The organism is Agrobacterium vitis (assembly GCF_037039395.1).
Lineage (GTDB): Bacteria > Pseudomonadota > Alphaproteobacteria > Rhizobiales > Rhizobiaceae > Allorhizobium > Allorhizobium vitis_E.
In genome coordinates this window covers 1110614-1134918 of the sequence record NZ_CP146244.1, presented here as the reverse complement: position 1 = coordinate 1134918, position 24305 = coordinate 1110614, and the positions used below count along the sequence as shown (strand labels likewise).

The 24305-nt window shown below is 57.5% G+C and carries 21 protein-coding genes and 2 pseudogenes; 16 read left to right on the top strand and 7 right to left on the bottom strand.

Annotated features, from left to right (window positions below; all coding sequences use genetic code 11):
* Positions 1 to 88: 88 nt before the first annotated feature.
* The 5 genes from V6582_RS26235 (at position 89) to V6582_RS26215 (ending at position 6669) form a co-directional block, all read left to right on the top strand.
* Positions 89 to 286 carry a DUF3311 domain-containing protein gene (locus tag V6582_RS26235; protein WP_060717091.1) on the top strand — a complete coding sequence of 66 codons (198 nt, stop codon included), beginning with the start codon at positions 89 to 91 and terminating at the stop codon, positions 284 to 286.
* Entirely contained in the window at positions 276 to 1751 is a 1476-nt protein-coding gene (gene mctP, locus V6582_RS26230) for a monocarboxylate uptake permease MctP (RefSeq protein WP_156632801.1), read from the top strand. The genes V6582_RS26235 and mctP overlap by 11 nt, the downstream gene beginning before the upstream one ends.
* Positions 1752 to 2220: 469 nt before the next feature.
* Positions 2221 to 5190 (top strand): isoleucine--tRNA ligase, encoded by a 2970-nt coding sequence (ileS, locus tag V6582_RS26225; RefSeq protein ID WP_156632800.1) that lies wholly within the window; start codon positions 2221 to 2223, stop codon positions 5188 to 5190.
* A gap of 304 nt (positions 5191 to 5494) precedes the next feature.
* Complete coding sequence (locus V6582_RS26220; protein ID WP_234889755.1) at positions 5495 to 6103, top strand: hypothetical protein; 609 nt, start codon at positions 5495 to 5497, stop codon at positions 6101 to 6103.
* A gap of 83 nt (positions 6104 to 6186) precedes the next feature.
* A complete protein-coding gene (locus V6582_RS26215; RefSeq protein WP_156632799.1) occupies positions 6187 to 6669 on the top strand; it encodes a GNAT family N-acetyltransferase in 483 nt (160 codons plus the stop codon).
* A gap of 10 nt (positions 6670 to 6679) precedes the next feature.
* Here V6582_RS26215 and V6582_RS26210 read toward each other — a convergent pair whose 3' ends face one another.
* Positions 6680 to 7705, bottom strand: coding sequence for an NADP-dependent oxidoreductase (locus V6582_RS26210; protein WP_156632798.1), 1026 nt, complete (start codon positions 7703 to 7705; stop codon positions 6680 to 6682).
* A 137-nt stretch (positions 7706 to 7842) separates the two neighbouring features.
* Between V6582_RS26210 and recX the strand changes: the two genes are divergently transcribed.
* From recX to V6582_RS26195, 4 genes and pseudogenes are all read left to right on the top strand, one after another.
* Entirely contained in the window at positions 7843 to 8421 is a 579-nt protein-coding gene (gene recX, locus V6582_RS26205) for a recombination regulator RecX (RefSeq protein WP_156632865.1), read from the top strand.
* A gap of 63 nt (positions 8422 to 8484) precedes the next feature.
* A pseudogene (locus V6582_RS27615) lies at positions 8485 to 8820 on the top strand (4'-phosphopantetheinyl transferase family protein); the annotation flags it as partial.
* 79 nt (positions 8821 to 8899) lie between these two features.
* Complete coding sequence (locus V6582_RS26200; protein ID WP_349508995.1) at positions 8900 to 9220, top strand: 4'-phosphopantetheinyl transferase superfamily protein; 321 nt, start codon at positions 8900 to 8902, stop codon at positions 9218 to 9220.
* 141 nt (positions 9221 to 9361) lie between these two features.
* A complete protein-coding gene (locus tag V6582_RS26195) occupies positions 9362 to 12046 on the top strand; it encodes a LuxR C-terminal-related transcriptional regulator (protein WP_156632796.1) in 2685 nt (894 codons plus the stop codon).
* Between the two features lie 217 nt (positions 12047 to 12263).
* Here the strand turns inward: V6582_RS26195 and V6582_RS26190 are convergent, their stop codons facing one another.
* Both V6582_RS26190 and V6582_RS26185 read right to left on the bottom strand, forming a co-directional pair.
* Complete coding sequence (locus V6582_RS26190) at positions 12264 to 12959, bottom strand: L,D-transpeptidase (protein WP_420360204.1); 696 nt, start codon at positions 12957 to 12959, stop codon at positions 12264 to 12266.
* A gap of 127 nt (positions 12960 to 13086) precedes the next feature.
* The gene (locus V6582_RS26185; protein ID WP_156632795.1) at positions 13087 to 13887 is read right to left on the bottom strand and encodes a L,D-transpeptidase; all 801 of its coding nucleotides are present in this window, start codon (positions 13885 to 13887) and stop codon (positions 13087 to 13089) included.
* A gap of 193 nt (positions 13888 to 14080) precedes the next feature.
* Between V6582_RS26185 and V6582_RS26180 the strand changes: the two genes are divergently transcribed.
* Positions 14081 to 14713 carry a DNA-3-methyladenine glycosylase I gene (locus V6582_RS26180; RefSeq protein WP_156632794.1) on the top strand — a complete coding sequence of 211 codons (633 nt, stop codon included), beginning with the start codon at positions 14081 to 14083 and terminating at the stop codon, positions 14711 to 14713.
* A gap of 3 nt (positions 14714 to 14716) precedes the next feature.
* Here V6582_RS26180 and V6582_RS26175 read toward each other — a convergent pair whose 3' ends face one another.
* From V6582_RS26175 to V6582_RS26160, 4 genes are all read right to left on the bottom strand, one after another.
* Positions 14717 to 15418: an HAD family hydrolase gene (locus tag V6582_RS26175; RefSeq protein ID WP_156632793.1), complete on the bottom strand. Its 702-nt coding sequence runs from the start codon at positions 15416 to 15418 to the stop codon at positions 14717 to 14719.
* A gap of 70 nt (positions 15419 to 15488) precedes the next feature.
* A complete protein-coding gene (gene copM / locus V6582_RS26170; RefSeq protein WP_156632792.1) occupies positions 15489 to 15854 on the bottom strand; it encodes a CopM family metallochaperone in 366 nt (121 codons plus the stop codon).
* 499 nt (positions 15855 to 16353) lie between these two features.
* Complete coding sequence (locus tag V6582_RS26165) at positions 16354 to 17463, bottom strand: glycosyltransferase family 4 protein (protein ID WP_156632791.1); 1110 nt, start codon at positions 17461 to 17463, stop codon at positions 16354 to 16356.
* A 37-nt stretch (positions 17464 to 17500) separates the two neighbouring features.
* Positions 17501 to 18265, bottom strand: a complete 765-nt coding sequence (locus V6582_RS26160) for a hypothetical protein (RefSeq protein WP_156632790.1) — start codon at positions 18263 to 18265, stop codon at positions 17501 to 17503.
* A 255-nt stretch (positions 18266 to 18520) separates the two neighbouring features.
* Here V6582_RS26160 and hisS point away from each other — a divergent pair.
* The 6 genes and pseudogenes from hisS (at position 18521) to hisG (ending at position 24248) form a co-directional block, all read left to right on the top strand.
* Positions 18521 to 20141, top strand: a pseudogene (gene hisS, locus V6582_RS26155) (histidine--tRNA ligase).
* Positions 20142 to 20538: 397 nt separating this feature from the next.
* Positions 20539 to 20904 carry an endonuclease domain-containing protein gene (locus V6582_RS26145; protein ID WP_156632788.1) on the top strand — a complete coding sequence of 122 codons (366 nt, stop codon included), beginning with the start codon at positions 20539 to 20541 and terminating at the stop codon, positions 20902 to 20904.
* A 581-nt stretch (positions 20905 to 21485) separates the two neighbouring features.
* Complete coding sequence (locus V6582_RS26140; protein ID WP_156632787.1) at positions 21486 to 21956, top strand: protein kinase; 471 nt, start codon at positions 21486 to 21488, stop codon at positions 21954 to 21956.
* Between the two features lie 70 nt (positions 21957 to 22026).
* Entirely contained in the window at positions 22027 to 22269 is a 243-nt protein-coding gene (locus tag V6582_RS26135) for a hypothetical protein (RefSeq protein WP_060717554.1), read from the top strand.
* Between the two features lie 168 nt (positions 22270 to 22437).
* Positions 22438 to 23556 (top strand): ATP phosphoribosyltransferase regulatory subunit, encoded by a 1119-nt coding sequence (locus V6582_RS26130; RefSeq protein WP_156632786.1) that lies wholly within the window; start codon positions 22438 to 22440, stop codon positions 23554 to 23556.
* On the top strand, positions 23556 to 24248 hold the full coding sequence (hisG, locus tag V6582_RS26125; protein WP_156632785.1) for an ATP phosphoribosyltransferase: 693 nt from the start codon (positions 23556 to 23558) through the stop codon (positions 24246 to 24248). The genes V6582_RS26130 and hisG overlap by 1 nt, the downstream gene beginning before the upstream one ends.
* The last annotated feature ends 57 nt before the right edge of the window (positions 24249 to 24305 follow it).

Here is a 24305-nt window from a genome sequence, read left to right as displayed (position 1 = left end):
GTTGCAGCCTGGCGGTGAATCGGAAATGATCGGAGATACGTTGAGGCGCGCAATGCAGTTGCGCCTCTGCTTTTGCGGGAGAGGTTTCATGCAAAAACGTATTTGGACCGCAGCCTGCTGGCTGCTGGTTATTCCGTATATCGGCCTGTTATGGGTTCCATTTTATAATATTCGCGAGCCTTCATTGTTCGGCTTTCCATTCTTCTACTGGTACCAGTTGATGTGGGTGCCGCTGACATCGCTCCTGATTTACATTGCCTACAGGAGCATGCGTCATGACGACTGAGATCAATCCGACGGCGCTTGCCGTCTTCATCTTCTTCTTCGCGCTGGTCACCGTCATGGGCTTCGTTGCCTCGCGCTGGCGCAGGCCTGAGACTATGGCCCATATCGATGAATGGGGGCTTGGCGGGCGCAAATTCGGCACATGGATCACCTGGTTTCTGGTGGGTGGTGATTTCTATACCGCCTATACGGTCATTGCCGTTCCGGCGCTGGTCTATGCGGTTGGCGCCTATGGTTTCTTCGCGCTACCCTATACGATCATTGTCTATCCCTTCGTGTTTCTGGTCATGCCGATCTTGTGGCGGCGCGCCAAGGAGCATGGCTATGTGACCGCAGGCGATGTCGTGCACGGCCAATACGGCTCTCGCGCTTTGGAACTGGTGGTGGCGCTAACAGGGGTGATTGCCACCATGCCCTATATCGCCCTTCAGTTGGTCGGCATGGCTGCCGTGCTGAAGGCGCTTGGCCTGCATGGCGAAGTGCCGCTGATGGTGTCTTTCATCATTCTGGCGCTCTACACCTATTCCGCAGGCTTGCGCGCTCCGGCGCTGATCGCTTTCGTCAAGGACATCATGATCTATATCGTGGTGATTGTTGCCGTCGCCGCCATCCCGATGAAGCTTGGCGGCTATGCCAATGTGTTTGCCAGCGCCGATGCGGCCTTCCAGGCCAAAGGCTCCGGCGGCCTGTTGCTGGCTGGCAATCAATATGTGGCCTATGCGACGCTGGCCTTTGGTTCGGCGCTGGCGGCTTTCATGTATCCACATACGCTGACAGGCATTTTCGCCTCCAACGGCGCCAATACCATCCGCAAGAATGCGGTGCTGCTGCCCGCCTATACGCTGCTGCTCGGTCTGCTGGCCCTGCTGGGCTATATGGGCCATGCGGCAGGACTGAAACCGGCGACCCCGAATGACATCGTGCCGATGCTGTTCCAGACGCTGTTTTCGGATTGGTTCGCAGGCTTTGCCTTTGCCGCCATCGCCATCGGTGCCCTGGTGCCAGCGGCGGTGATGAGCATTGGTGCCGCCAATCTCTTCACCCGCAATTTCTGGAAGGCCTATATCAACCCGGATGTCTCTCACGCCGGTGAAGCACAGGTGGCAAAAATTACCTCGCTTGTGGTCAAGGTCGGGGCGCTGCTGGTCATCGTCTTTCTGCCGACTCAGTTTGCCCTGGATCTTCAGCTTCTGGGCGGGATCTGGATCTTGCAGACCCTGCCAGCGCTGATCTTTGGCCTGTTTACCAATTGGTTCCGGGTGCCGGGCCTGCTGGCTGGCTGGGTGGTCGGCTTTGTCGGCGGCACATGGCTGGTCTGGCTGAATGGCTTGAAGCCGCTGCATACGCTTAGCATCGATGGAACACCCTTCACCATCTATACCGGCATTCTGGCGCTGCTGGCCAATATTGTCGTGGCGGTGCTGGTCAACCTTATAACGCCTGCCAAGGTACCGGCGCGGGCGTGAGATTGTCCACCAGCGCGGCGGCTTCTACCGACTCGCTGGTGGTGCTTCGTTTAGCGGGGCCATCACCCTCGGGCTTGTCCCGAGGGTCTGCCGTGGCATGATGTTGCGCTGACGTAAGTTGACAATCGTCCGTGGCCAATGTGGTTAGATTACTCGGCACAAGGCCGAGCATGAAGACGAAAGGGAGGCTTCCCCTTAAAAACATCATGAAGATAGCGAGGCTTTGTTGTTTTGCCTTTGCTCTTTCCCTCTTCTCTTTCGGTGGGAAACCGCTTAAACAAACGCCATCATGAGAACAGTCCGGTCGACCATATCCTTCCGCATTATTGGGCGAATTACTGGCCCGGCCTTCCGCGCGCTCTAGGAGCAGCCGGAGGGTCCGGGTTTTCGGCGTGTGTTCTGCCACGCCCCGTCACCGACTTTCTCCACTTTCAGGCGCACTTTTGCCGCCTCCTTCAATGGCTAGATCATGACCGATACCGCTGATAAAAAAGACTATTCCGCAACGCTTGCGCTGCCGCAGACGGATTTTCCAATGCGGGCCGGATTGCCGGACAAAGAACCGAAAATCGTCGAGCGCTGGCAGCAGATGGGGCTTTATAAAAAGCTGCGCGCTTCCGCCGCTGGCCGCGAAAAATTCGTGCTGCACGATGGCCCTCCCTATGCCAACGGCAATATCCATATCGGCCACGCGCTGAACAAGATCCTCAAGGACGTCATCACCCGCTCCTTCCAGATGCGCGGCTATGATGCCAATTATGTCCCTGGCTGGGACTGCCACGGCCTGCCGATCGAATGGAAGATCGAGGAAAAATACCGCGAAAAAGGCAAGGACAAGAACGAGGTTCCGATCAACGAATTCCGTCAGGAATGCCGGGATTTCGCCGCTGGCTGGATCAAGGTCCAGTCCGAAGACTTCAAGCGGTTGGGCATCGAAGGCGATTTCGACAATCCCTACACGACCATGAATTTCCACGCCGAGGCGCGGATCGCCGGAGAACTGCTGAAAATCGCCAAGAGCGGCCAGCTCTATCGCGGCTCCAAGCCAATCATGTGGTCGGTGGTGGAACGCACCGCCTTGGCCGAGGCCGAGGTGGAGTATCACGAGGTTGAAAGTGATACGATCTGGGTGAAGTTTCCGGTGGTGGAATATTCTGGAAATAGTATATGGCGTGATAACACAAAAACGTCACTTGATGCAGGCTTGCAGGTTAGCTTTGAACAGTCGCTGCTCAATGGTGCCTCAGTCGTGATCTGGACGACTACGCCTTGGACCATTCCCGGTAATCGCGCTATTTCCTTCTCTTCGAAGGTTACATATGGCCTCTATAAAGTCACTGAAGCGGTAAATGAGTTTGGCCCGCAGCCCGGAGAGCGTTTAATTTTCGCTGACCGATTGGCTGGTGAATCTGCCGCTAAGGCAAAGTTAGTGCTCGAGCGTATTGACACTATTAATGGTGAAACGCTCGCTCAATTGACGTGCGCCCATCCACTCGCCGCTCTCGGCTACGATTTCAAAGTTCCCCTCATCGACGGTGATCACGTCACCGATGATGCCGGTACAGGCTTCGTCCACACTGCCCCCAGCCACGGTCGTGAAGACTTTGACGCATGGATGTCGGCTGCCCGCTCCTTGGAAGCCCGTGGCATTTCGTCCAAAATCCCCTTCACCGTCGATGACGCTGGCTTCTACACCGAAGACGCACCCGGCTTTGGCCCCTCGGCTGAAGGCGGCGCTGCCCGCGTGATGGACGACAACGGAAAGAAGGGCGATGCCAACGAGCGCGTCATCAAGGCCTTGATTGCTGCCAACAATCTGTTTGCCCGTGGCCGGATCAAGCATGACTATCCGCATAGCTGGCGCTCCAAAAAGCCCGTGATCTTCCGCAACACGCCGCAATGGTTTGTCTATATGGACAAGGAACTGGGTGACGGTACGACGCTGCGTTCGCGTGCTCTTGGTGCCATTGATGACACCCGTTTCGTGCCTGCCGCAGGCCAGAATCGCTTGCGGGCGATGATCGAAGGCCGCCCGGATTGGGTACTGTCGCGCCAGCGCGCATGGGGCGTTCCCATCTGCGTGTTTGCCGATGAGGCAGGCGAAGTTCTGCAAGACGAAACCGTCAATGCCCGCATTCTCGAAGCCTTTGAGGTTGAAGGTGCGGATGCATGGTTTGCTGACGGTGCCAAGGAGCGCTTCCTTGAAGGCGTGCCGAACCAAGAGCGTTGGACGCAGGTGCGCGATATTCTCGATGTGTGGTTCGATTCGGGCTGCACCCACACGTTTACGCTGGAAGATCGCCCGGACCTGAAATGGCCTGCCGATGTCTATCTCGAAGGCTCGGATCAGCATCGCGGCTGGTTCCACTCGTCACTGTTGGAATCCTGCGCCACCCGTGGCCGCGCGCCTTACAACGCTGTCATCACCCATGGTTTCACCATGGCGGAAGATGGTCGCAAGATGTCAAAATCCATCGGCAATACCATTTCGCCTCAGGATGTTATGGCCCAGTCCGGTGCCGATATCCTGCGCCTGTGGGTGATGAACACCGATTATTGGGAAGATCAGCGTCTGGGCAAAACCATCATCCAGACCAATGTGGATGCCTACCGCAAGATCCGCAATACAGTTCGCTGGATGCTCGGCACGCTGGCGCATGACCATGGCGAAGACATTGCCTATGACGCGCTGCCGGAGCTGGAAAAGCTGATGCTGCATCGGCTGGCCGAGCTGGATCAGCTGGTGCGCGACAGCTACGATGCTTTCGAGTTCAAGAAGATCACCCGGGCGCTGACCGATTTTGCCAATGTCGAGCTGTCGGCCTTCTACTTTGATATCCGCAAGGATGCGCTCTATTGCGACGCGCCGTCTTCGCCGCGCCGCCGTGCGTCGCTGTTCGTGATCCGCAAGCTGTTCGATTGCATGGTGCTGTGGCTGGCGCCGATGCTGCCCTTCACGACAGAGGAAGCCTGGCTGTCGCGCAGCCCGGACGCGGTCTCCGTGCATCTGGAACAGTTCCCGCCGATTCCGGCGCAGTGGCTGAACCAGCCGCTCGACGGCAAATGGGCAAAGATCCGCAAGGTGCGCAGCGTCGTCACCGGCGCGCTGGAAGTGGAGCGCAAGGACAAGCGCATCGGCTCCTCGCTTGAAGCGGCTCCCGTCGTGCATATTGCCGATGCCGAACTGCTGGCCGCCCTTGAGGGTCAGGATTTCGCCGAAATCTGCATCACCTCGGCCATTTCGGTGGTCAAGGGCGAAGGTCCGTCCGAGGCCTTCCGGTTGTCGGATGTGGGTGCGGTCTCAGTTGAACCGAAACTGGCGGAGGGCCGTAAATGCGCCCGCTCGTGGCGGATCACCGACGATGTTGGTTCCGACCCCGACTATCCCGATGTTTCGGCACGGGATGCGGCAGCCTTGCGCGAACTGACACTTGGCTGACAGATGAATATTTACCGGATGATTTGCGCTTTTTAGGATCATCCGGTAGAAGCTGCCTGAAATTGGCCGGAATTTTCTATCAGGCGGAAAGATGCCGCTCGATAACTATTCGGGGCGGTGCTGGTATGGTCGATTTGATGTTCTCTTGAGCTTGCTGTATAAAGCGCGCGGGAGGTTCCGATCTGAAGCCATACGCGACAGCGGTGCGGATATCCGTCGGTTCAGCATGAGGCTGGATGGAGCGATATTCGTTGCGACTGACGGAGCTTTGGATCCGGGACATGAAAAAGGCTGGAAGGTATTGATGGTTAAGGCACGGATGGTTCTTGTTGGCATGTTTGCTGCCTGCTCTGCCTTGAGCAGCTGCACCAGCTCCCCAACCTATGGCACCGATAAGACGTCTATGGAACAATTGGTGGACGATGTCGGCTCGGCCGCTTCTATTGGCAGCAAGAAGAAGACGACAAATACAGCGTATAACCCGCGCCCGGACCTCGTCCTGCCGCCCAAGGGTGAAACCGCGCAGCTGGTACAGCCGCAGGAATCCCTGGCCAGCAAGGATAATCCCGATTGGGTCGAAAGCCCTGAGGACACCCGCACACGGCTTGTGGCCGAGGCCGATGCCAACCGTGGCAACCAGAGCTATCGTTCGCCGCTTCTCGAAGGCAACGGCACCAATGGCACGATGACAGAAACCCAGAAATGGCAGGCCTTCCGCGACGCCCGCAAGCTTCAGAAGGGCGCCTATATCGACCAGCGCCGGGTTCTATCCGATCCGCCGGCCTCCTACCGCGAAGTCGATCAGGCCAAGCTGGACGATCTGGGCGAGCCGGAAGCCAAGAAAGAAAAGCGTCGCCAGAAGGAAGCGGAAATGTCCAATTCCAACAAATCCTGGTGGATGCCTTTCCAATAAGCTCTGGTGTCTCCAAGACTTTGTGTTTTCAGCGACATATCAAGCAGGCCCGAAACGGCCTGCTTTTCTTTTGAGGTTTCTGCATGGATTTCTCCATCCGCAAGGCGCGTCCCGATGACGTGCCGGTTATCCTTCGCTTCATCACCGATCTGGCGATTTTCGAAAAAGCCGAGCATGAGGTAAAGGCAACCGTCGAAAGCCTGCACCAATCGTTGTTTGGTGACGGAGCCATTGCGTTTGCCGTAGTCTTGGAAAAGCAGGGGAACCCTGTTGGTCACGCGATCTGGTTTTATAATTACTCGACCTGGCAGGCCCGCAAGGGGCTCTATCTCGAAGATCTCTACATCGACCCAGCCCATCGCGGCGGCGGTGCCGGGCGGGCTATGCTGCGCTATCTGGCAAAGCTTGCCGTGGATACCGGCTGTGGCCGGTTCGAATGGAGCGTGCTGGATTGGAACGAGCCAGCCATCCGGGTCTATGACGCTATTGGCGCAGCGCCACAGACCGAATGGATTCGCTACCGGCTTTCCGGCGACAAGCTTGCGGAGTTTGCCGCCGGATGCTGACCGTGTGATACTACTCTGAAACGCGCACCAGCAATTTGCCGAAATTCTTGCCTTCCAACAGACCGATAAAGGCTTGAGGGGCGTTTTCCAGCCCATCGACAATGTCCTCCTGGTAGCGCAGCGATCCATCGGCGATCCAGCCTGCCGCCTCACGCTGGAATTGCGGAAATTGATCGGCAAATTCGCGTTGGATAAAGCCACGCACGGTCAGGCTTTTGGTCAGTATATCGCGCATGGTCATCGGCAGGCGGTCCGGGCCGGGCGCATCTTCCACGGACTGGTTATACTGAGCGATCAGCCCACAGACCGGCACACGCGCAAAATTATTGAGCAGCGGAAACACCGCGTTCCAAACATCACCACCGACATTTTCGAAATAAACGTCGATACCATCAGGGCAAGCCTGTGCGAGTTCCCGGGCAAAATCAGGCGAACGGTGATCGACAACCGCGTCGAAACCGAGTTCGTTTTTGATAAAAGCGCATTTGTCTGCACCACCGGCAATGCCGACAGCGCGCGCACCTTTGAGACGGGCGATCTGGCCGACGGCAGAGCCGACCGCGCCGCTGGCGGCGGCCACCACCACCGTCTCGCCAGGCTTTGGCTTGCCGATGGTCAGCAATCCCGCATAGGCGGTAAAGCCCGGCATGCCCAGCACGCCGAGCGCAGTGCTGATTGGCGCCACGGACGGATCGATCTTGCGCAATGCCTCACCCTTGGCAATCGCATAGCTTTGCCAGCCGGAATGGGAGAGAACGATATCACCCTCGTGAAAATCGCCATGTCTCGAGCGGATCACGCGGGCGACTGTGCCGCCTTCCATCACGGCGCCAATCTCTACCGGCTTGGCATAGGATTTTGCAGCGCTCATGCGTCCGCGCATATAGGGATCGAGAGACAGATAGAGGATTTGCAGCAGGACCTCGCCGTCTGCGGGCTCGCCGACGGAGCCCGTTTCCAGCCGAAAATTATCGGTGGCGGGAGCGCCGGTTGGACGGGATGCAAGCTGAATTTGAAGGTTCTTTTGAGGTGTCATGATGTCTTTCATTTCAGAGTTCACATTGGCTTGAGGACACGCTCTCGGCGGTCCTGTCGTCTTCCATGACAAAGTGATATAGCGTCCAACATCAGACGAACAATAGAGGCATGGCCAGCATTGGAACGACGAGCGACATGACAGGCGAGGCACACATCCTGTTCGACAGCGAGGCGCAACCGGACCCTTTGCAGCCGAAACCGCGGATGCTGGCCTGGGCGCGCAATTCTGCCGCCTATCGCCTTGGCCGCCGAATGATGAGCGAGCGGGAATTGCGCGATGCCGTCTCCCGCAAGGCACGACAGAAATATGAGGGCATCGAGCCCGAGACGGTGGATGCGCTGGCAGCAGAAGCTGTGCGATTTGGCCGCCAGATGCTGGCGCTGGACGATGATGCCTATGCGCAGATCAAATCGCAATCAGCAGCGCGCAGCGGCAAATCCAGACGTGCTATCGCCCAGGCTTTGGCGCGCAAGGGTATCGAGAAAGAGGTGGTGCAGGCGGCGCTGGAGGATATGGACGATCTGCCCGCCGCCATTCGCTTTGCCCGAAAACGCGGCTATGGCCCCTTTCGCCGCAGCGATGGCGATGAACGGCAGAGAATGAAGGAAATGGCGGGCATGGCACGCAATGGATTTAGCTTCGATCTGGCGCAACGCGTGCTTGCCATGTCGCGCGAAGAAGCCGAAGAGTTTTTGCTGCAACAGCCGTTGTGAGCGAAGCTTTCCGGTGGTTCGGTCGGTATCTCTTTCAATTCAAGAATTATTCAAGGGTTTTTCATGAGCCAGCAGGCCAATAATCAGGTTGAAATATATTCCTCATGCCCCGTGCCTCCGCTTTTTGAGGCCTTCATCTCTCATCGCGCCGTTCGCTTCCGCCATGATGATTTTACGCCGGAAGCGGCCGCCGATCTAGGCGTGCCTTTGCCGGACAGCATGGGAAAAGCGGTCGCCAAGCGCAAGGCTGAATATGTGGGCGGACGGTTCTGCGCCATGGAGGCGATTGCGGCGCAGACGGGCCAGCCTGCGGCGCCCGTTACAGCAGGACCGCGTGGCGAGCCTTTATGGCCGCCAGGGCTGGTCGGCTCGATTACCCATACAAACGGGTTTGCTGCGGCAGCCGTTGCCGATGCGGCCCGCTTTCGCAGCCTTGGCATGGACACAGAACAGGTCATGACAGCGCAGGTCATGGGCAATGTCCGGGAGCGGATCTGCGGACCGGAAGACCGGTTTGGGGCCAGCAGTCTCTTTTTTGCCGGAACTTCATACCACCTTGGTATTCTCCGCCAAGGAGAGCCTGTTCAAATGTCTTTATCCTTTGGTTGGAAAAATGTTCTGGTTCGAAGACGCGCTGATCCGGATCGATCCGGATCGGGATGGTCTGTTTACCGCCGAATTGCTGTCACGCCTCCATGTGGAATTTCCGGCGGGAACAGTGATCGAAGGACGCTTTTGCCTGACGCCGGGTCTGGTTCATACCGGCATCAGCCTTGCGAAAGATGAGGCCGTGTTTTAATTTAGCTTTTGCAATAATACCCTAAAAATTACATGGGTTTTGCTTGGTTAATATATTTTTTTACCGGTTGATATGTTTGTAATCTTTCGATTACATCAGAACAGGCTTGCCAAAGCGGATGCGACATAGCACGTTTTCTTCATGAACTTCACTTTGCGATTTCAGCCCCCGATCAGCACCCAGAGCGCAATCAAGCGCAGGGCAATCCTGTCGCATCTTTCCGCTGGCGGATTGAAACGGGTGACCACCATCATTGCGCCGGCTGGCTATGGCAAGACATCCCTGGCCGCGCAATGGTTCGATACCCTGCGCGCGGAAGGGCGCAGCCTGTCCTGGCTCGCACTGGATCAGGAATATAGCGACCAGACACAGTTCCTGCTGCTGCTGCTGGAAGCCGTCAATGCCCTGCGGCTGGAAGAAGGCACCGGCATCGATTCCAGCATGACCGTCGCCTCGCTTCTGGCCTTGCTATCCACGCGGTTGCGCAAGATCACCGAGCCGGTCATCCTGTTTCTGGATGATTATCACTTCGCCCAGACCGATGCGACCGAGGCAATCGTCGCGCGCCTGTTGGGCGACCAGACGCTGAACCACCTGAAACTGGTGCTGATTTCGCGCACCCCACCGCGCTTTCCGGTATCGGCCCTGCGGTTGAAAGGCGAATTCCGCCAGGTCAATATTGCCGAACTGGGGTTTTCCGACCAGGAAGCCGAGGAGTTTTTTGCCGGACAGACGGCCAGCTTGAGCCGGGAACAAGTGGCAGGGCTCAACAAAAGGACGGAGGGCTGGGCGGTTGCCTTGCAGATGATCCGGCTGCTGATTGCCGAAAATGTCGATGGCGGCGCGTTGTTCACCACCTTCGACGGCGGCAATGCCGAAATGGGCAGCTATTTGTCGGAGCAGGTGTTTGCCAATCTGCCGGAAGATGTGCAGGAACTGCTGTTAAAGACCGCACCTTTCCCCACCGTCAACCGCGATCTGGTCGAGGCCGTCTTCGGCGATGCCCATAGCGCCGATTTGCTTGGCAAGCTGGGAGACCATGCCCTGCCGGTTGCTCTGCTGGCAGGCGGTGGAGGCTGGGTTCGCTATCACCCGGTGTTCAACGCCTTCCTGAAGGAAGAGGCCGCTCGACGTGGATACCAAGTTCAGGATGTTTTGGAGCGGGCGGCGCGCTGGTTCCAATCGACCGGGGATTTCGATGCTGCCGTGCGCCACGCGCTGATGAGTGGCAATGCCAATCTGGCCGCTGAAATTGTCGAGACCAGCGGCGGCTGGCGGCGGGTCTATACGACCAGCCGAGGCGGTGCCAGCGTGTTCAACTCCATCATGGCCAATGTCTCGGCCATTGATCTCACCTGTTTTCCGCTGACCACGCTTGGCCTGTCGGTGGTCAGTGCCAAAGCCGGGCATCTTGATGCCGCCAATCATTATCTCGGCATTGCTGAGCGGGCCGACACGGCTGCTCCAGGCACGTTTACCAGGGATCTCCGGGTGGTCCGTGTCCTGCTGGGGCTGTATTTCGACCGCCCTGCCTGCGCTGAAGACTTGGCAGCACTGGAAAACGATCTGACAGACATTGCCAGCACCGAACTCGTACACCGCGCCATGGTGTTGAATATGCTGTCTTATAATTTCCTTGACCGCAGCGATATGGATCGAGCCCTACATTACGGCCATCTCGCGGTTCAAACCTTCCGTGACGGCGGTGCTGATTTCGGCGCGGTACATCTTTACACTCATATCGGCCAGGCTGCTTTTTTCAGTGGCGATTGCTCCGGGGCTGAGGAATATTATCAACAGCTGATCGATGAAGTGCAGGCCTGCATTGGCAAGGGCACCGATCTCGATGCCTTGGGACAGGTACTGAAGGCCGAACTGCTGGTCATGCGTGGTGACCTGGAGGCAGCCGGGCCTTGCCTGTGCTGGGCCTTACCGCATCTGGAGCGCCACGATGCCTGGTTCGATCTTCTGGCCGCTGGCTTTACCGCCCAACAGATAATCTTCCGCCTCGCAGGCGACATGACCTCGGCCCATGCGCTGGCGGACCGGACACGCTCAGCCGCCAAACGGCGCGGTTTTCATCGATTGATCCGGTTGATCGACGGCGCCCGGGTGTTGCTCCTGTTGGAAAGCGGTGATGTCGAGCAGGCGATCCGCTACGCAAAGGCCCATGGTTTCGGTGTGGAGGAAATCATTTCGGTGCCGGATAATAATCTGGCGATCCATTTGCGTGGATTGACGCCAGCTTTGCTTTGGGCACGCATCCATCTGGTTCGCGGCGATCTTGTACGCGCCAGACAAGCGCTTTCCATGCTGATCAGCCAGCAACCAACGAAAATCCACGATCTTCGCAGCGTGGAACTGGCGCTTCTCGACATGCGTCTGTTGATCGCCGAGGAAAAACGGGAAATCGTTGCAACCCGGCTGGAAGATCTGTTGCTGACCTTTCCGATGGAAGATTTTCGCGCCATGATCTGGATTGAAGGTGACGATTTCCTGCGCGAACTCAGGGCAATTGCCGAGGAAAGCCCTATGTCGGCAGTTCTGCGTCAACGGCTGCAAGCGCTGTTGCCGGAAGGACGAACGGTACAGGAAACAAGCGAAGCCACGCCGCTTCTCGGTCTCTCGTCATCCGCGCTGACAGACAGGGAACTTGCTGTCATGGCGCTTCTCAGCCAAGGTTTCAGCAATAAGGAAATCGGCCGCAAACTGGCCTTGAGCGATAACACGATCAAGTTTCATCTGCGCAATATTTTCTCAAAGCTGAAGGTCAGTACCCGTACCGCCGCAGTCGGCGCCGCTCGCCGCGCTGGTATCGCACTGTAATTGCTATGGCAAAGCAGGTCGATGGCTGAATTCAAGCTTGGGTTTGCAATGTGAAGTTTTGCAATGTGACCGAGCCAATAAGCCCGGCTGCTCCGAGCCAGTCGCCGTGAAATTGACTGTTGTAAGAAGAGCCATTGAACATGACTCTTCTTAACTTGCCTTTGAACAGATCGAGCCTTTGATGGATTTGAGATTTCGCGGCAGCGAGAACCCGGCATCAACCGCCGAAGATCGTCCGCAGCAGGTCGATACCACGGTCATCGAAACTCACTTCGCCTTGCTTATTACCGGGACCGACGACGATAACCTTGCTGCCGATTTCGGCGCGGGCATAGAGATCCTCGACATCCCTATTGTTCATACGGATGCAACCCGAAGACAGGTTCAACCCGATCGACCAGGGCTGATTGGTGCCATGAATGCGGAAAATCGTATCGCGATTACCCTTGTAGAGATACATGGCGCGCGCACCGAGCGGATTATCCGGTCCACCTTCCTGCACGACCGGCAGGACATGACCACGACGCGCTTCCCGCACACGCATTTCTTCCGGCGGACGCCAGCTTGGCCATTCCACCTTGCGACCGATATTGACAACGCCCGACCAACCGAAACCTTCGCGCCCGACACCGACGCCGTAGCGGATCGCCCGGTTATTGCCTTCGACGAGATAGAGGAACTTGTTATTGGTATCGATGATAATAGTACCCGGCACCTCATCGGTTCTGAGCCGCACCAGCCGCCGCTTGAACTTGTCGGGAACTTCCCGCTTCATCATCTGCGGTGTCACAACACTGCTGGCCGTCGAGCTGGCCGGATCGTCCGCTCTTGGTGCTGCCGAGCCCGAAGCTGGCAAGGCCAGTGCTGCCATCATCAATGCGGCCATCGCCACACCCGTTCCCCTCATCCGCATAGGCAATTCCCCTCTCCAAACAGTTCGAACAAAACTATCCAAGCTTAGCAATGTTGCAAGCCGTTCCCGGTCGATTTTGTCAAAAAAGTGACAATAGTGTGGCTTGAAATCAGAAGCCTGCCTCTGTTCACATCACGATGACTTTCGTACCCACGGGTACGCGGCCATAGAGATCCGTTACATCCTGGTTGCGCATGCGGATGCAGCCGGAAGACACGCCATAGCCGATTGTCCATGGCGCATTGGTCCCGTGAATGCGGTAGAGGGTCGAACCAAGATAAAGCGCCCGCGCGCCCAGTGGATTTTCCGGTCCACCCTGCATGCGGGCCGGCAGATAATGGCCCTTGGCAGCTTCACGCGCGATCATTTCCTGCGGCGGAATCCATTCCGGCCACTCTGTCTTGCGGGTCACCTTATGCTCACCCGCCCATTCAAAACCGGGCTTGCCGACGCCAACGCCATAGCGACGTGCCATTCCACCCTCCATCACCAGATAGAGAAAACGATTATTGGTATCGATCACCAGCGTGCCCGGCTTTTCCCTGGTTTGGTAGGCCACCACCTGCGGCAGGAATTGTGCAGGTGTCGGCGACATCTGTCTGGGCGCGGGCATGGCTGACGCTTGTTGAAGCGCAGGCCGCAACGGTGCGGCGGACGCGGCAGGCTGGCGATATTGCTGTGGTACCGGCTTGCTCACCGGGCGATAGTAAACCGGCTGGGCGGCAGAAGGCCTGCCCGGATTAACGGCTGGTGGCTCGGCCCGCACACCCAATTGCAATAGCCATGGCGCTGCAAGGTCCGGGCTGACGACAACCGGTGGCCGGATTTGATAGCGATCCTGCGCCACAGCCTGTCCGGCTATGGCCGGCAAGGTGAGCGCCAGTGTCAAGGCAAGACTGGCTTTCAGGAGAAAACGCGGTGGCAGCATCGGCTAAACCCATTTTTTAAACCATCAGGACCGACCGTCCCTTTGGAAGCAACCTGCCACTGCCGCTTGTGCAAATGGTAAACACGCCTTCATTCAAATTGCCGCCAAGCGGGAAAGCTTTTGTCAGGGTTAGTATTTCGTTTGAAAAGACAGTGAACAAAGAGTAAACAAAAAATCAAACGAGGGAGCGGGAATGGATAGTGCAGGATTGATTGCAGATGATGCGGGTGTGTTGCGCTGCTCGTGGCACGGGGGGCTTGCCGATTACCGCCGCTATCATGACGAGGAATGGGGTCGCCCCGTTACCGATGATCACCGCCTGTTTGAGAAAATTTGCCTGGAAGGCTTTCAATCCGGCCTGTCCTGGCTAACCATCCTGCGTAAGCGGGAGAATTTTCGCGCTGCCTTTGCCGGTTTTGACTTTGCAAAAGTGGCTCAATTCGATGATGCGGACATTGCCCGCTGCCTTGTCGATACCGGCATCGTACGCCATCGAGGCAAGATCGTTTCCACCATCAACAATGCCCGACGTGCCTTGGAATTGCAGGCCGAATTTGGCTCCCTGTCCGCTTATTTCTGGCGCTTCGAGCCGGGTTCCGAAGAGCGCCCGGCAACAATGGATTATGCAACGCTACGCGCCAATCCCACCTCTCCCACCTCAATCCGGTTGTCGAAGGAATTGAAAAAGCGCGGCTGGAGTTTTGTCGGGCCTACCACGGTCTATGCCTTCATGCAGGCGATGGGACTGGTTAACGACCACCTGGAAGGCTGCATCTGCCGGGAGACCGTGGAGCAGTTGAAGGCTACGTTTATTCGCCCCACCTAGCCCTTAGCCTATCGAAGCAACCATCTCCGGCAAGGCGCTGATCTCGGGCAATTCACGGAAACGTGGTGCGTCGAGCGGCTTTTCGACATGCTCGAAAACCCAGGTCAATTCATGGGGCACGAACACACCCCAGGCCCCGACAGCTAACGCTGGCACGATGTCGGATTTCAGCGAATTGCCAACCATCATCGAGCGCTCCGGCTCATCGCCATGCTTTGAAAAAAGCCGCCGATAGGTGGTGGCGTTTTTGTCGGAAACAATTTCCACTGCATCGAAGAAGTCGCCAAGCCCGGATTGCGCCAATTTACGTTCCTGGTCGAACAGGTCGCCCTTGGTAATCATCACCAGGAAATATTGTCCCGCCAAGGCTTCCAGCACGTCACGCACCCCGGGCAGCGTTTCCACCGGATGGCTGAGCAGATCACGGCCAATCGCCAGGATCTCGCCGATCACAGTGCCCGGCGCCCTTCCCTCGGTAATATCCAGCGCCGTCTCGATCATCGACAGGGTAAAACCTTTGATGCCGAAACCGTAATGGGCCAGATTGCGCTTCTCCGCCTCCAGAAGCCGCTCTGAAATCATTGAGGATTCAGCATAATCAGTCAGCAGCGACCGGAAATGCTCTTCCGTCAGCCGGTAGAATTGCTCGTTTTGCCAGAGCGTATCGTCGGCATCGAGGCCAATGGTGGTCAGCGTCCGCGTCATGTTCTCCTCCAAGCAAGGCAACTGCACGGCTGCCTCAAGCGTATCCAATACTTGAGACAGCCGCGGTCGCTTATTTGCCGTGCATATCAAGCCATTGCTGCATCATGGCAATTTCGCCCTGCTGCGCCTTGATGATCTCTTCGGCCAGCTTGCGGATCTTTTCGTCCTTGCCATATTGCAACTCTACCTTGGCCATGTCGATAGCGCCTTGGTGGTGAGCAATCATGCCGCGCACGAAATCCACATCGGCGTTGCCGGTCATCGGCATGGCCATGGCCTTGTGCATTCTGGCATTGGCGGCTGTAAAAGCCTTGCTGGATGGCGCGTTCAACGTGGTAGAGGGCATGGAGTGGTCCATGCCTTTCATGGTGTCGTCGGCATAAGCGGCAGTGGTGGCAAGCAACAGGCTTGCAACAAGAAATATGGTTTTGACCATGACGGTCCCTTTCTGATGATGAAGTCATTCGAAACCCGGCCTTTCCCGGACTCCATAGGCTCTTTCATTCATCAAAAACGGGGTGGCGGCACCAAGGGCAGAGGCGCCTGTGATAGCATCCGGGTCGTCGTCCCCGGCAACAAACAATCCCCCACAACCGGCTTGCCCAAAATAACGGAGAAATCCGCAAGCAGGCTCACGCAGGCGGCACAATGCCCACATCCCATTGCCTGATGCCGATCAGGACAATTCCGGTCGATCTTGTGGACATGCCCAGAAGGACTAGCAGCCTGCATTGGCGATGCGGACTGCATCATATCATGGCCATGGGGCGTTTCGGAAACCGGCATCGTCATCGACGTCGCCATACCAAAAGTGGCCGCCAAGCCGCTAACCGGCATGGCACCATAGGCCAGAGCGGCAATAACCAGCATAAGGCGAAGAACGAGAGCCATGGAGGTAGTGTATGCCAAACGCCTCACGAGGCAAGCGTTTTCGATCAGCCCTTCCGGCCCTTGAGCTGGCCTGCCAGATCCAGCCATTGCTGCGCCCGGCGCGCCCAGGTGAAGTGGGTACGGACATAGTCCGTCCGCTCCTGGCGTCGTGCCGCCGCAGCGGACGGATCTCGCTTCATTGCCGCCAAGGCCTCACTGGCAAATTCGATATAGTTCTGCGCGAGCTGCCGGTAGGATGGCGCCATATCCATGAACTGGCCGAGTCCATTTAGAACTTCCGGTAGCGCACCAAGTCGCGTCGTCAGCACATCCGCCCCGCTGGCCAAGGCTTCGACAGCGGCTATGCAAAATGTTTCCGCGAATGTCGATGGATAAGTCAAAGCAGCTGCATTCCCCATGACATCAGCCAGTTTTTTCTGCGAAACCGAATCGTGGTAGGTCACGCCCGCTAGGCTGCGTGCAACTTCATAGAGATAGGCATTGGGGTCATTCTGACCATCAGCTGTATAAATCTTTATGCCCGAGAAAATTTTAAGCTCTGCCCCTGACACCCGGGTGCGAATGGATGGAAAAGCTAACAGTAGAATGTCCAATCCGCGAAAGGGTGTGCTGGTATAGGTCAGGACTGGCGGAGCGCCGATCTCAAACCATGCCGGTTGCAAGGGACGCTCCAGAAAAGCAGGAGATACTGCATTGCCGATCACCGCGGCCCGCGTTGGTTCAAGGCCAAAGGCCGTGGCATAATCGTTGACCTGCCAATTGCTCACCATGACAAAGGCGTCCCAAACTGCCCGCTCCTCCGCATTCCGCAAGGTCGAAACCGACACCTGATCGGCAGCGTGATGGCAATAAAGCACCATAGGAACATGCTTGGGAACGACCTGACGAAATTTGATGCCCAACGCCACCGATACCACGACGACAATATCGAACTGGCCGAAACCCTCACGCCCAATGGTGCTACTTTCCACCAGCCGAACACCCTTGACCACCCGCTCACGGCTTGGATTGTTCATCAGGGTCACCGTGGCACCAGCCTTGACCAATTCCTCGGAAAGATAGGCAATGGCGGATTGCGTGCCGCCGAGTGGCTTTTGCAGAGGCGTTTCCGGATCGTAATCGATGCCACTCGTATCCAGAAACAGAAAATGCATACACCCCCCAAATGGCTCATGTCAGCAATAGTTCGAATCAACCTGAGGAAGCATATATGACCTTGTGGAGAATCCGGTAGTCCTTGCTCTCTTCACCCAGCGGCGCAACCGGCCAATCCCAGCCCTGCTCTGCTTCAGGCGGCGACATGCCCGCTAGAAGATCGGTTTCCTCACGCAAAACCCCATTTCGGTCGATGACGGAGAAAGAAATATCCGTCAGCAGGCAGGTGCGGGCGGGCACTTGCGTCAACCCGTCGAGATGGGCGCGGATCAGCCGGGCCACGCTATCCCCAGGCATCACCCCAGCCGTCTCCCCGGCCAGCCGCTTTTTGGCGCCCATGCCGATCTGGGAAAGCAGATTGGCCGAGACCACCAGATCGAGCCATGGAACGCGGCGCAGGAAATCCAGCGGCTCCGGCACCTGCCCCTGTTTTAAAGCATCGTAGCCGGAGAGATCACGCTCGATAAAACGGACGTTCTTCAGCCCCTTCATCGCCACCCAGGCCCGGACGCTGGCGACATGCACCAGATCCACCAACACGACCGTATCGAAGGCCCGCGACATCTCGACAACTGGCACATCGCGCAGCAGGCCGGAGCCAAGCACGACAACCGTGCGGCGTGGCATGACCGGCTGTGCCGCATGCAGAACCGCCCGTTTGCAATTGCGCTCATGCTCGGCCCAATCGCTGGCGCAGCGGCGGGCGCGCGACCAGAGATTGATGGAATAGCGGATAAAAGGCCGATGCGTTTTCGACGTCACCCACCATGTTGCCGCGTAATTCAGCGCTTCAAGGATCATTCCCGGCCTATAGCATCGGCATCGGGTTGAAACCAGCCTTCGGCCTTGCCGCTCAAGGCGTCATCCACTAACAGTCTGTTCAAGAATTGCTGCTGGCCTGGCGAAAATGGTGATTTCGAGAACCGGAACGGAGCGTACTTAACGTACGTGAGTACCGGAAGCGCAGAAATTGCCATTTGCAGACGGCTAGCGGCGATTATTGTATAGATTGTAAGACAGCCGCAACACACACTCCCCTAGCATTCGGTGCCGATCATGAGCGAAAAGACCAAAAAGCCCCAGAAACTGAGAGCCCGCCTGCCGCGTGGTTTCGTGGATCGGCAAGCCCATGATATCCGCGCCGTCAACGAGATGACCGCGAAAATCCGCGAGGTCTATGAGCGCTACGGCTTCGATCCCATTGAGACGCCACTGTTCGAATATACCGATGCGCTCGGAAAATTCCTGCCCGATAGCGACCGCCCCAACGAAGGCGTGTTCTCGCTTCAGGACGACGATGAGCAATGGATGAGCCTGCGCTACGACCTGACCGCACCGCTCGCCCGCCATGTCGCGGAAAATTTCAACGAGATCCAACTGCCCTACCGCACCTACCGCGCCGGCTATGTGTTCCGCAATGAAAAGCCGGGTCCGGGCCGTTTCCGCCAGTTCATGCAGTTCGATGCCGACAGCGTTGGCGCACCGGGCGTGCAGGCCGATGCCGAAATGTGCATGATGATGGCGGATACGCTGGAAGCCCTTGGTATCAAGCGCGGCGATTACGTGATCCGGGTGAATAATCGCAAGGTTCTGGATGGCGTGATGGAAGCCATCGGGCTGGGTGGCGATGAGAATGCAGCACGGCGGCTGAATGTGCTGCGGGCGATTGATAAGCTGGATAAGTTTGGGCCGGAGGGGGTGAAGTTGCTGCTTGGAGAAGGCCGCAAGGATGAAAGCGGTGATTTCACAAAGGGCGTTGGTCTGACCGAAGCTCAAATCGACACGCTAGACGTCTATATGGCCTACCAATCCGGCATCATTCAATTACAAGACGTAACCGGAAGACAGCAAGAAGTGGCCGGCGTAATGAAGCCGACATCGCCCTTTGGTGAAACGACAGGTTGGTTCGTTGAAAGCAACAAGGGGGTTATCGACGGATTGCTTTCGCATTTTGGCGATAACGAGCTTGCTAGACAAGGCATCACCGAATTGCAAACTATTGCAGAAATCGTTGAATCTGCTGGTTATGATCGCAAGCGCATCAAAATCGACCCCTCCGTCGTCCGAGGCCTCGAATACTACACAGGCCCCGTCTACGAAGCCGAACTGACCTTCGACGTCACCAACGAAAAAGGCGAAAAGGTCGTGTTCGGTTCAGTCGGCGGCGGTGGGCGTTATGATGGCCTCGTCTCGCGTTTCATGGGCCAGCCTGTTCCGGCCACAGGCTTTTCCATTGGCGTGTCTCGCCTGATGACGGCCTTGAAAAACCTGGGCAAGCTGGGTGCCGACGAGGTGATCGCGCCGGTTTTGATCACTGTCATGGACGGCGATGTCGAGAGCATGGGGCGCTATCAGCGCTTTACCCAGGCGCTTCGCAATGAAGGCATTCGCGCTGAAATGTATCAGGGCAATTGGAAGAAATTCGGCAATCAGTCTGAAATATGCCGACCGTCGCGGCTCCCCCATCGCCATCATCCAGGGCGGCGATGAGCGCGAACAGGGCGTGGTGCAAATCAAGGACCTGATCGAAGGCAAGCGTCTGTCGGGCGAAATCACCGACAATACCGAATGGCGCGAAGCCCGCGTGGCGCAGATTGTCGTGCCGGAAGCCGAGCTTGTTGCCAAGGTGAAAGAGATTTTGGCCGCCCAGGCGGAAGATCGGGCGCGGGCGAAATAAGGGTTTTGGTTTGACGTTGTCGGGTGGGGTACCCCCCTCTGCCCTGCCGGGCATCTCCCCCTCAAGGGGGAGATCGGTATGCCGCACCCGGTCATTTTGCCGTGATGAGGGACAAAGTGGTTCATTCTGATCTCAACCAAAACGCTAATGACGACTGAGGCACCAACCTCATTCGATCTCCCCCCTTGAGGTGGGGTGAGGAGTGGTCAGCAAAGCCGATGAAACGATCCAGTGAATCGTTTCAAATGACGAACGCTGGCAAGCTAGAGGGGGGTAACCCCACGCGCAAAGCGGTCCCGTTCTGGACAATGAAGGGCAACCGACCCCGCCGAATTTCACGGTTATAAATTCCGCAGCGCCATGCCAGACTACCGTGGCAATGACACGGTTACCAACGATGCCGCATTTTGATGTTCCAGTACGCAATCGGCAAAATGCGCGGCAGATGCGCAAGGCTATGACCGATGCCGAGTTGAAATTCTGGAACGCGGTGCGGGCGCATCGGTTGATGGGATTGAGCTTTCGTCGGCAAATGCCAATTCACGGCTATATCGCCGATTTCGCCTGCTCGGAATATAAGTTGATCGTAGAGATCGACGGCGCAACCCATAGCGAGGACCACCAGATTCACAAGGACGTACGACGGGATCAGATGCTGTCGTCGCTTGGCTGGACAACCCTTCGTGTCACCAACGAGGACGTTACACGTCGGCTCGATGAGGTCTGCTCTCATATCATTCGCTTGGTTGAGACACTGCGGTGATATTTGCTTTCAGGTGAGACTTAGGCGAGGTGCCGGGTGGGGTACCCCCCTCTGCCCTGCCGGGCATCTCCCCCTCAAGGGGGGAGATCGAAGGAGGTTGATGGCTCGGCTATCATTAGAGTTTTGCGTTGAGAAAAGAGGAAACTGCTTACCACTCGTTTTAAGAGGAAATAGGCGGCTGCGGCATACCGATCTCCCCCCTTGAGGGGGAGATGGCTGGCAAGCCAGAGGGGGGTACCCCACCCGCAAACGCCCCCTTCCCCCTCCACTCTTTATACGCTAGAACCAGTTCAGGATCGGTTGTAACGCACCGATCCCGGAGCGTAGAAAACTCCGCAGAGAGCGGCCGGTGTCGGTCGTTATAAAGACACCCCTCAGCCATAGGTTTGTGGCTGAGGCGGTGGGCTATGTCTATATGGTCCACTCTCCATCCTTCTATGGTCGGGGAGGCCTTGGCGTATGTCCAGAGCTTCGGCTTAAAGGCCAGGGCGGTCGTCTCTTTGCGGCTTTTCTACCTCCCCGATCGCCAGAGACCGTTCTCTGGCGATCGCTTGGTTTTCAAGCGTGGGAGGCAATGGACGATGGCCGATTACAACCTCTGGGCCGATCTTTTCGATACGTGGCAATCCTCATCCGATTGGATCAAGGCACTGGTCATCGTGACGCCGCCGGTTTTTGCGATCAGCGTCTTGGCGCTGCTGCTGTGCTACAGGCGGGAGAGACCGGGAAACCCACCCCAAGCCGCAATTTACCAACCGCCACAGCACCCGGCAGAATCTGCCGAGATAATCGACATCACCATCCTCGACACGGCAACGAACCTTCAAACCCGGCTAGAGGAAGCCCGCCGCGCTCTGCTGCCACAGATCCGCACCCTGCCCGATAGTGAAGAATTGGGACGCCGCACCATCCGTCAGCAAATCGAACAGATCATTCTCGAAGAATACCACCGCCGGTCCGATCCGGCTGACGCCCTTGAGCGCGTGCGACAATTCCTGAGACAACACCAGCCTCAGCAGAAAGACGGACGCCAAACTGAGGATCGACTGTGAGCAAGGGTGCATCCGAGGTGACGGCCCGCTCAAGCTGAGATAGACTGGAATCGCAACCACGGAGACAGCTTTGCAAGACAGCGCCCCCATTCCGGTCACCCAATGGAACGAGATGAAGAAGCTCGAAGCCTCGTGGTTCGACCGGCTATCAACCGTCTGCCTTACGGTCGGCGTGGCCGCACCGATAGCCGCCAGCAGCCTTTCGCCCAATGGCGATCATAAATTACCGTTACTCGGCTTCGTCTTCTGGATTTTTCTGGCAATCGTGCTACATATATTGGCGAGGTTCTCTATTCTGGAGATGAAACAGTGACAAGTTTTGAGCAGATATACACTGTCATGCCGCTTGGCCTGCTGGTTCTGGCCGGTGGCCTGCTGGCCTATAAAAAATGGCAGCATAGCCAGACCCATCATTGACATAGCAGTCAAAGGGTGGTGTTCGGATTATCCCGAATGCATGCGTAACTGACCGGGATAGTCAATGCCTCTGATCAATATGCCGGATTTCGCCGGTGCACTTCTTGATGATTTTGCCGCGCGTGGCGCAGCAAGGGTCGATACACCGGTTATCCAGCCCGCTGAGCCGTTTCTGGATATGGCGGGCGAGGATTTGCGCCGCCGGATTTTCCTCACGGAAAGCGAGACTGGCGAAAGCCTGTGTCTGCGACCGGAATTCACCATTCCCGTCTGCCTCAGCCATATCGAAAACGCCACTGGCACACCAAAACGCTACGCCTATCTGGGCGAAGTGTTTCGCCAGCGTCGTGAAGGTGGCAATGAATTCTATCAGGCCGGTATCGAAGATCTGGGCGAGCCTGCCACAGCCCGCGCCGATGCCCGCGCCGTTAATGATGCGATTGGCATTCTGCACAAGCTGCTGCCCGGACGGCCCCTGACTGTAATGCTCGGCGATCAGGCGGTGTTTGAGGCGGTGGTAAAGACACTGGGCCTGCCCTCCGGCTGGCAAAGACGGCTGATACAGGCTTTTGGCGACAGCACCCATCTCGATCAATTGTTGAAAACCCTGGCCAGCCCGCAAACGGCGCATGGTCTCGATCCGGCTGTGGAAGCGCTGCTATCGTCGGGCGACGAAGCCGGGCTGATTGCCCATCTCGACCGAACCATGGAAGACACCGGCTACTCCACCAATGCCAGCCGTAGCCCCCGCGAAATTGCCGCACGGCTGAAGGAAAAGCGGGCGCTGGCCGAAACCCGGCTGGATGGCGCCGCCCTGTTGCTGCTGCGGGAATTCCTGTCGCTGGAATTGCCGCTGAGCGAAGCCGCCGCTGCACTGGCGGGCTTTGCCGATGCGGCGGGCCTGTCGCTGGGTGCGGCTCTTGACGGGTTTGAGGCACGGATCGCCGCACTTGCCAACCTTGGTGTCGACCTCTCCCGGATTACGTATCGCGCCGCCTTTGGCCGGCCACTGGATTATTATACCGGTCTGGTGTTTGAAGTGGCGCTTTCCGGCGAAGCCGCCGTTCTGGCCGGTGGCGGTCGGTTCGACCGGCTGTTGACGCTGCTCGGTGCAAAACACACCATTCCCGCCGTCGGCTTTTCACTCTGGCTGGACCGTATTGAACTGGCGAGGGCGCGCTGATGACAATTACCATCGGATTGCCCTCCAAGGGCCGGATGAAGGAAGACGCCTCGGCGATTTTTGCCCGAGCCGGGCTGACCATTACCGCTGTCGGCAATGACCGCTCCTATCGCGGCCGGGTCGAAGGCCAGGATATCGAGATCGCCTATCTCTCCGCCTCGGAAATTTCCCGCGAGATCGGCAATGGCACGGTTGATTTCGGCGTCACTGGCGAGGACCTGATCCGCGAAGAGCTGGCGGATGCCGATAAGCGAGTGGAAATCGCCGCGCGGCTCGGCTTTGGCCACGCCGATGTGGTGGTGGCCGTACCGGATATCTGGCTGGATGTGGACAGCATGGCCGATCTTGGCGATGTGGCGCAGGAATTTCGCGCCCGCCATGGCCGAAGGCTGGCGATAGCCACCAAATACTGGCGCCTGACCCAGCAGTTCTTCTCCCGTCAGCACGGTATCCAGCTCTACCGGATCGTCGAAAGCCTGGGCGCTACCGAAGGCGCACCCGCCGCTGGCCAGGCCGACATTATCGTCGACATCACCTCTACTGGCTCGACGCTGAAAGCCAACCACCTGAAAGTGCTGGGTGATGGTGTCATCCTGCGTTCGCAGGCCTGCCTGGTGCGCGCCCGCAAACCAGAGCATGAAGGCAACACTCAGATTGCCAGAATCATCGACGCAGTCCGCGCCGCCCTGTAATTTTGCCAGGGGCATATGCCCGCGCCATCACACCGACCGGCGGCAAGATTATCTCCG